6 protein-coding genes and 1 pseudogene are annotated in these 8060 nt (G+C 56.5%); 4 read left to right on the top strand and 3 right to left on the bottom strand.

Annotation, left to right across the window (positions count from 1 at the left end):
• A pseudogene (locus A3H92_03920) lies at positions 1-219 on the top strand (hypothetical protein).
• Positions 220-301: 82 nt separating this feature from the next.
• Here the strand turns inward: A3H92_03920 and A3H92_03925 are convergent.
• The 3 genes from A3H92_03925 to A3H92_03935 all read right to left on the bottom strand — a co-directional run bounded on the left by A3H92_03925 (position 302) and on the right by A3H92_03935 (position 5025).
• Positions 302-2350, bottom strand: a complete 2049-nt coding sequence (locus tag A3H92_03925; protein OHC76206.1) for a hypothetical protein — start codon at positions 2348-2350, stop codon at positions 302-304.
• A gap of 108 nt (positions 2351-2458) precedes the next feature.
• Complete coding sequence (locus A3H92_03930; GenBank protein OHC76207.1) at positions 2459-3145, bottom strand: hypothetical protein; 687 nt, start codon at positions 3143-3145, stop codon at positions 2459-2461.
• 26 nt (positions 3146-3171) lie between these two features.
• Positions 3172-5025: a hypothetical protein gene (locus tag A3H92_03935; protein ID OHC76208.1), complete on the bottom strand. Its 1854-nt coding sequence runs from the start codon at positions 5023-5025 to the stop codon at positions 3172-3174.
• A gap of 268 nt (positions 5026-5293) precedes the next feature.
• On the opposite strand from A3H92_03935, the gene A3H92_03940 reads away from it, so the two are divergent.
• Genes A3H92_03940 through A3H92_03950 form a run of 3 tightly spaced genes read left to right on the top strand, consistent with a single transcriptional unit; the run spans position 5294 to position 7946 of the window.
• On the top strand, positions 5294-6157 hold the full coding sequence (locus tag A3H92_03940) for an imidazole glycerol phosphate synthase subunit HisF (GenBank protein OHC76209.1): 864 nt from the start codon (positions 5294-5296) through the stop codon (positions 6155-6157).
• Complete coding sequence (locus A3H92_03945) at positions 6154-6843, top strand: imidazole glycerol phosphate synthase, glutamine amidotransferase subunit (GenBank protein OHC76210.1); 690 nt, start codon at positions 6154-6156, stop codon at positions 6841-6843. Before A3H92_03940 ends, A3H92_03945 begins: the two co-directional genes overlap by 4 nt.
• Positions 6840-7946, top strand: coding sequence for a hypothetical protein (locus A3H92_03950; protein ID OHC76211.1), 1107 nt, complete (start codon positions 6840-6842; stop codon positions 7944-7946). The genes A3H92_03945 and A3H92_03950 overlap by 4 nt, the downstream gene beginning before the upstream one ends.
• Positions 7947-8060 lie beyond the last annotated feature (114 nt).

The raw sequence follows: 8060 nt of genomic DNA on the forward strand, positions 1-8060 counted from the left end.
GAGACAACCGTGTTCCCGGTGAAGGACAAAAGAAAGGTTCGGAAGAGCTTGACGGCAGAACCGGAATTAGACAACAGAGGCTCAGAGACACAGAGGAAGATAGAGATAAATAAAAAAAGCAGGAAGAAAACTTCACTTAATCTTCTCTGCGCATCTGTGCCTCTGTGGTTATTAACCGGGCAACCAGAAAGCCTGATCGACCGGGCGCATTTCAAGTAAAAACGAAGGCCCCGGTCAACTTTTTAATTGAACCGGGGCCTGGGGGGGGACGTGGACGTAGGTAAGTTAGTTCATCAATTCATCATCCTTTGATCCTCATCAATTCAGCCAGCATTTCGTCGGCGGTGCTGATGATCTTGGCGGAAGCCGAGTAGGCTCTCTGAACGACGATCATCTTGGTAAATTCCTCGCCGATATCGACCGTCGAGGCTTCAAGGGCGCCCTGGACGATCTGGCCGGAAGGACCGTTGTCGGCTTCGCGCAGGGTATAGTCGCCCGAACGCTGAGTGGCGTTCCAGACGTTGCCGGTATTTCCTCCGAGCTGGTTGACGTTGACGAAGGTGGCCAGCGGCAGCTTGTAAATCTTGCGGGTTTCGCCGTTGTCGAACAGCGCCGTCATGACGCCGTCAACGCCGACCGAGACGCCGGCGAAGGTGCCGAACCTGGAGCCGTTCTGGGTGATGAACGTCGGCGAGAAAGCGGCGCCGAACTGGGTCATGCCGTTGGCCTCAAGGACATTGCCGAAGTCGATTGTTATCTTATCGGCGGAAGAACTGCCGTCGTCCATGCTGGCGGCGCCGCTGGCGAAATTCAGAATCTCAAGTTTCTTGACGTTGAACTCCTGGGGCAGGCCGTCGCTGGTGAAGTTAAGGGCCGACTTGGTGTTAATGGCGGTGGTGGTGCCGTGAAAAGTGACCAGACCGTCCGGCGAGGTCGCGTTACAACCGAGAAGGGCGGCAGACGGAAGAACCAGATTGTAACTGCCGCTCTTTAATGAAGTCAGGACCAGCGTATTGTTGGACTCACCGCCGGTTGCCGTGCCGTTGGCCGTCCTTAACCTGATAAGGGAGCCGCCGGCGGCAAAACTGGGATCGGTGGCCTCGATGGCCGCCTCCAGGTTGGCCAACGTGGCGGCGAGGGTGGCGCCGATGGCATACTCGACGCCGGCGTCATAGGTGTAACCGTGAATGGTCATGATGTTGCCGGCGTTGTCGACAATGTTGCCGGAGAACGTGATCTGCTCATAATCGGTGTAAACTAGGTCCGGCTTTTTGGCGGTAAGCGACGAGGTCTGCTTGGTGATGGCGGAGCCGGAAGTATCGAGCAGACCGGTCGGATCGACAACGATGGCCTTGGCCCCGTCATCCTTGAAAAGGACGGTGGTGGAACTGCCGGAACTGACCTGGATTCGATTGTTAACGGTATCAAAGTCCGTATCCGAAGCGATCACCTTGGCGACGAGGGCCGCCACGTCCTGGGATAGCGAGGTCGTGGTTGAAATATCGATCTGGGCGAGCGTCGCGGTATCGGCCGGCGCGGCGCCGGAAGTATCGAAGCGGTAGGTGATGGAATCGATAATCACCGTCGCCCCATGAGCCGGGCGTCTGGTCGTATCGCCGAGCGTGGTGGGAATGTTGAACTCCAACTGTCCCGTACTCGAATAGACCAGGGCGGTGGGAACCGTGGCATCCTCGACGGTGACGACGCCGGTGCCCGGAGGCGGCGTGACGCCGAGACCCCATGTATTATCGCGGGTGCCCTTGGTATAAACGAAGCTCATGGTATTGGCGTTGCCGAGGGTGTCGAAGAACTGAACGTCGGTCTTGTGGGTCGTGCCGGCGGTGTCATTGGCCGGCAGGTTGGCGCCGATAGCGATCGTCGTGGTCGCCGTCGCCGTGCCGCCGACCCGGTTGAGGTTCACCGTCTCCAGATAATCGGTGGAGATGATGTTCTGGTTGGCGATAGTCAGCGAGTCATTGGCCGGCTTCACCGTTCCGGCGGCGTCGGTCGGCCACCCTTGCAGATAAAAGCCCGACGTATTGCGCAGATAACCCTGGTCGTCCTGGAAGAACGATCCGGCGCGGGTGTACATATATTGATCATTGATGCCGGGAACGGCGCCCTCGTTGACCACGAAGTAGCCCTGACCGGAGATTGAAAGGTCGGTCGATGACGTCGATGCCTGCAACAGGCCCTGCACGCCGGTATCCTGGCGCGGAGACGACTGAACGCCGCCGGCGGAATAGAAGGTGGACGAAGTCTGCTTGGTCACCAGTGTTTTGAAATCGACCCTGGTATTTTTATAACCGATCGTGCTGACGTTCGTAATGTTGTCCGAAATGGCGCCCATGGCGCTGCTTTGCGAAGTCAGTCCTGAAACGCCCGAAGACAATGCACCGAATAGACTCATTTTTTTCCTCCTTTAATCCTTTACTTATCACTCACCTGAACCGGGAGGTCAGGGAATGACGTCCGCTTTCTTCGTTTCCTTGACTGCCTGCACCTTATCCATTGTTACCGAGCTGTCGCCCATGAACAGGCTGACGATTCCATTCTCGGCGCCGGCGCCGGTGACGCGCCCGAAAACGGTCTGCTTGACGCCCAGAACTTCTCCGGCGCGGTCAACGGCGGTGACGACGACCGTATAGCTTCCGTCGGGAGCGACCGATCCGCTCGTTGTCTTGCCGTCCCAAACATAATTATGTTTGCCGGCCCCGTTCTCGCCATCGGTGGAGAACACGTTGAGACCTGCCGAATTCTTGATAAGAATGGCGGTCTTGTCGGACTTGGTGTCGAGATCGTAAGTAAACTCGGCTTTGCCGTTTTCGAGGGGAACGACCTTGGCGTCGGCCTCAATGGTATTGCCGATAAAGTTCACCATGTCGGACACCTGCGAGGTTTGTTGCAGGCCCAAAAGCTTCTCAAGGTTGGCGTTGGCGGAAATCTGCTGCTCAACGCTGGCGAACTGCACGAGCTGAGACGTGAATTCGGTGGCGTCCATCGGCTTCAGGGGGTCCTGATTCTTGAGCTGCGTAACCAGCAGCTTCAAGAAACGATTCATATCGTCATCAAGCTTCGCCTGAGCCGCCTTCGCTTTGGAAGCGTCGTCCAATGCCGGCGTTCCTGAAATTCCTCCGAGTATCATTTCTCAAACTCCATCAAAGGGTTCATCTAGGCGCGGATATCGACCCGCCCGTCTTCCCTGACGCCGCCTTCGTAGGCGGCGACCGGGATATTCCTGTCAATCAATTCGGCGTCTTCATCTTCGTCGATGTCGGCGGCGTTGCCGGCGCCGTGGGCGTTGTCTTTTTCACCGCCGTCTCGACCTTTTTGTCCGCGAAGGCTGAAACTCAAGCCGTCGTTTTCAAGTTTAAGACCGGCTTCCTCCAGCGCCCGCTGCAAGTCTTTGGCGTCGCGCTGCAATAGCTCCATGGTGTCCTTGTTATCGACGATGACCACGGCCTGCGTCCGGCCGTCGTGACCGACCTCAAGCCGCACATCAACGCGCCCGAGGTTTTCGGGTCTGAGCTGGATATTGATCCTGTCCACGCCGTCATTGACGGCTTTGGTGATCTGCACCGAAACCTGGTCGATCACCGTGTGCCTGGGCGTGTTGACATGATGAGCGTTGTTGGCCTGGGCTGTGGCGGCGCTCTTGAAGGTCTGCGATGTTTCACCGGGAGCGCTCTGGCCGGCAACGGGCATATTCTCGCCTCCGGCTGCCTGAGCCTGCAATCCGCCGGCATTAGCCGACGGCGCCGCTTGAACGGGGCCTTTCGCTTCGGTTCCTGCCGTTGAAACAGTCTGATTCTGTATTGAAGCCTGCTGGTTTTGATTCTGGGTCTGGACTCCGGCCGCCGCCGTGGTCATCGTCGTAGCGACTTGATTTTGTAATGACGGCTGACCGCTTTGCTGCCGGTCGGCGCCGTCATCGGACAACAACGTCGAAGAGGTCAAAACGGCGGCGGGTTGGGAAACCACGGTCGCCGCCTCGTTAACGACATTGACGTTAACCGCAAGGCGATTGCCCTCGCCGATCATTTTCGCGAGTCCTGCGGCCTGTTGCGTCATCGTGTTGGCGGCATTGACGGGATTAGCGTCCTTGACGGCGGCCTGGGCATTAACCTGCTGCTGAGGCAATTGCTGTTGTTCCTGATTATTCCCTTGAGCCTGGGCGTCGGCGTTGCCGGCGACATCAGCCTGCGCCTGTTGTCCACCGGGGCTGACCTGAAGAATGGCGTTGTCGCCGCTCTTAACGGAATTTTGTTTGCCGACGGCGGCGAGAGCCGAGGATAATCCCTCTACGGAATTTTGCCTGCCGACATCGGCGACGACCAAAGGCAATCCTTCTGCGGAAACCTGTTCCTGCGACCCTTCATCTTCACTATTGGAAGCCTGATCCGTGACTTGGCCGGCGACGGTGGCGTTCTGGGCAGCGACAATCAAACCGGCAATGACTTCCTCGGCATGCTGCTCAACGGAATCACCCCGGTTATTTTCCACCTTGTCGGATTGTCCGCCGACTTTGTTATCCTGAGCGGAGGCCTTTGCGGAAACGGACGAAGTCTCTTCGGGCGCCTTGTCATCAGAACCGGCTGCCTCTTTAGACTTGGCGTTATCGCCGTCATCTTTCCCGGCGGCTGTTTTTGGGCCGTTATCCCTGTCACGCGGAGCATCTTCCTGCTTTTGCTGATGCCCATCGCCGTCGTTTTCCCGGGTATCTTTGATTTTGGCATGTTGCTCACGACCGGAGTCATCTCTTTGCTCAACGCGCGGCGCCTCATCGCGGCTCTCGAAATTCTTTTTCTCAGAAGCGGCGGGCCGCTCAACCCGCTCCTTGGCGTTAGTAAGGTTACTGCGCCCGGCAAGAGCATTGACGTCGCCGTTTAAACTTATTTGTCCGCCCGCCTTGGCCAGCATATCCTCAAACTTAATGGAAAAACCGCCCGGCATCGCGCCTTTGTTCTTTTGAACGTCAAGGGTGACATCGGTGAAAGCTTTATGCTTGATCGGGAAAATATCCATGGTCAAAAGCCCTTAAAATTATTATTAACCGCTACTTAACTAGCAAACAGCGGGCCAACTTTTTACGGGCATTTAACATGTTGAAAATAAACAGAAAAAATGTTTCGTGCGTCGGCAACTAAGTTCCATTGCCCGCCTACCGGGCAATTCTTTCAGGGTCGAAAGAGGCAGTTATTGCCTTTCTCGGCGCGATGCCTTTAATAGGACGCCGGTAGCGGCAGCGTTCTACCCCATGCTGCTTGGGATACTTTGAAATGAAGGCTTTCGCATGACGGTTCGGATTATTCCCCGGCTTGAAATCAAAGGCCCGAACTTGGTCAAGGGCATCCATTTCGAGGGGCTGCGCGTACTTGGAAAGCCGGAGGCCTTCGCCCGGCGCTACTACGAATCCGGCGCTGATGAATTGATTTATGTGGACGCAGTGGCGAGCCTGTACGGCCGCAACAGCCTCCACGACATCATCAAACGTACGGCGCGTGAGATATTCATTCCCCTGACCGTCGGCGGCGGCATTCGCTCCCTGGACGACATCAAAGATGTCTTGCGCGCCGGCGCCGACAAGGTGGCGATCAATACGGCGGCCGTTAAAAGACCGGACCTGATCAAGGAGGCCTCCCGCAAATTCGGCTCGTCAACCATCGTCGTATCGATCGAAGCCATCCGTCTTGCCGACGGTCGGTATGAAGCCTTTACCGACTTCGGCCGCGAGAGCAGCGGCGTCGATGCCGTCGGCTGGGCTTTGAGGGCTGTCGAACTGGGAGCCGGAGAACTTCTCGTCACCTCCATCGCCAACGACGGCGCCGGACATGGTTATGATATCGAGCTGATCCGCAGGATCGCCGAGGCGGTTCCGGTGCCGGTCATCGCCGGCGGCGGAGCGGGAAACAAGGAACATGTGCGTCAGGTTATTGCCGAAGGCGAAGCCGACGCGGTAAGCATTGCCTCGCTGCTACATTACCATCTGGTAAAAACCCTGCCGCTCGATAACGAGGCTTTCGTTGCCGAGGGAAATACCGAGTTCCTGCGCAAGGGAGGAGAAAACAAAAAGATAAAAGACTGTGATCTCGGAGAACTCAAGGCGTATTTGCTGGAGAAAAAAATCGACATCCGCCCCATTGAGGAAGCGGCATGATCAAAATAAAAAAGCCGAAAATAGCCATCGTCGACTACGGTCTCGGCAACCTTTTCAGCATCGGCCAAGCCTGTGAACACTCAGGCATGAGCGTCACGGTCACAAGCCGCTCGGACGAAATGCGGGAAGCCGACGCAATCCTGCTGCCCGGCGTAGGCGCCTTCGCCGACGCCATGGCGGCGCTCGCAAACCTCGACCTGATCCGGCCCCTGAAAGATTTGGCCGGCGAAGGAAAGCCGCTGATCGGAATTTGCCTGGGCCTTCAGCTTCTCATGTCAAAAAGTTATGAGTTCGGAACTCACGACGGCCTTGATCTCATCAAAGGCGAAGTAAGGCGTCTGCCGACGGATGCCGTAGCGCCCAAGTCATCCTCGAAAGTGCGGCTGAAAATACCCCAGGTGGGATGGAACAAAATACACCGACCGTCAGGCGTGTCATGGGATAAAACCGTTTTTCAAAACATTGATGACGGGGCCTATATGTATTTCGTTCATTCCTATAATGTTGTTCCCCAAGACCCTGAGGTAATTTTTTCGCTTTCCGGCTTCGGCGATCATGTGTTCTGTTCCAGCGTCAAACAGGGCAATATCTTCGCCTGTCAGTTTCACCCGGAACGTAGCGCTTCCCAAGGACTGAGAATGTATCAAAATATTGCCGGGCTACTCCTGGAAAACAGATTAAAATGACCAAGCCGTCGAGCGCCTCCATTGATAAAATTATGGCGCGTTTCGGCGTCGGGCCGGAAACTACTCTGCGCGAGGTAATCTCACACATCGAACTCAACGGCGAGGGCGTAGCGCTTGTCGTTAATTCAGACCTCCGCTTTCTGGGCATCATCACCGACGGAGACGTGCGCAGGGCCATCCTGGCAAGGTTGAATTTCGATCAATCGGTTCAAGACTTCCTGGAGCACAAGACCGGCCCCGGCCCCAAGGCGCCGCTGACGGCGCCGATAGGAACGCCGCACGACAAGTTGGTGGAGCTTATGGATAAGAATGGGGTAAGACACCTGCCGTTGCTGGACAAAGACGGCAGGATCGCCGGCCTTTCCCTGCTGAGCAGTCTGAAGCGGCTGGACCTTGAATTGCCGGTGCGCGGCGTCGTCATGGCCGGCGGATTCGGCAAAAGATTGGGACCGCTGACATCTTCCACCCCGAAGCCGCTACTGCGGGTCGGCAAGAAGCCGGTAATGGAGCGCATCGTTGAACAACTCCGCGACTCCGGCATCCTGAACATCAGCGTCACCACCCATTTTCAAGCCGATATGATCAAGGAATATTTCGGCGACGGCGGTGATTTGGGGGTGAATATAGATTATACCCATGAAGAAAAACCGCTGGGAACGGCGGGAGCATTGTCCATGCTCGCCAACACCGATGAGCCTCTGCTGGTAATCAACGGCGATATCCGAACGGAGGTGGATTTCAAGGCCATGCTCTCCTTCCACCGCGAACATTCATCGGCATTAACGGTCGGAGTCCGCAAATATGACCTCCCTCCCCTGCCTTTCGGCGTGATCGAGGCCGAAGGCTCGCGGGTTACCAGTCTGGTGGAAAAGCCTTCCCTGTCCGTCTTCATCAACGCCGGCATCTACCTTCTTGAACCGTCGGTCGTGAAAAACATCCCCCGCAATCAAAAATTCGATATGACCGACGTGATCGACGACCTGCTGAAGAGCGGCAAGACAGTCACCAGCTTCCCCATCCATGAATACTGGATGGACGTCGGCCAACAGAAAGACCTGCTGGAGGCCCAAAGAGACGCCGACCCTGAGAAATTCGAGAGGTAATCAAATTCCGATCAGTTCCGGGTGGCGTTTGAGGAAGGCCGCGCACAGGCGCGATCTGATCGGAATCGAGAAAGGGTCAGCCTGCTTGCGATAAAGCGCCTGGAGGCGTTCGTC

The organism is Rhodospirillales bacterium RIFCSPLOWO2_02_FULL_58_16 (genome assembly GCA_001830425.1).
Lineage (GTDB): Bacteria > Pseudomonadota > Alphaproteobacteria > Rhodospirillales > 2-02-FULL-58-16 > 2-02-FULL-58-16.

What these genes read in the sequence shown, in the direction of transcription:
- A3H92_03945 (OHC76210.1), top strand. Translation starts at nt 6,154, where the DNA reads ATGATCAAAATAAAAAAGCCGAAAATAGCCATCGTCGACTACGGTCTC.
- A3H92_03940 (OHC76209.1), top strand. Translation starts at nt 5,294, where the DNA reads ATGACGGTTCGGATTATTCCCCGGCTTGAAATCAAAGGCCCGAACTTG.
- A3H92_03935 (OHC76208.1), bottom strand. Translation starts at nt 5,025, where the DNA reads ATGGATATTTTCCCGATCAAGCATAAAGCTTTCACCGATGTCACCCTT.
- A3H92_03930 (OHC76207.1), bottom strand. Translation starts at nt 3,145, where the DNA reads ATGATACTCGGAGGAATTTCAGGAACGCCGGCATTGGACGACGCTTCC.
- A3H92_03950 (OHC76211.1), top strand. Translation starts at nt 6,840, where the DNA reads ATGACCAAGCCGTCGAGCGCCTCCATTGATAAAATTATGGCGCGTTTC.
- A3H92_03925 (OHC76206.1), bottom strand. Translation starts at nt 2,350, where the DNA reads ATGGGCGCCATTTCGGACAACATTACGAACGTCAGCACGATCGGTTAT.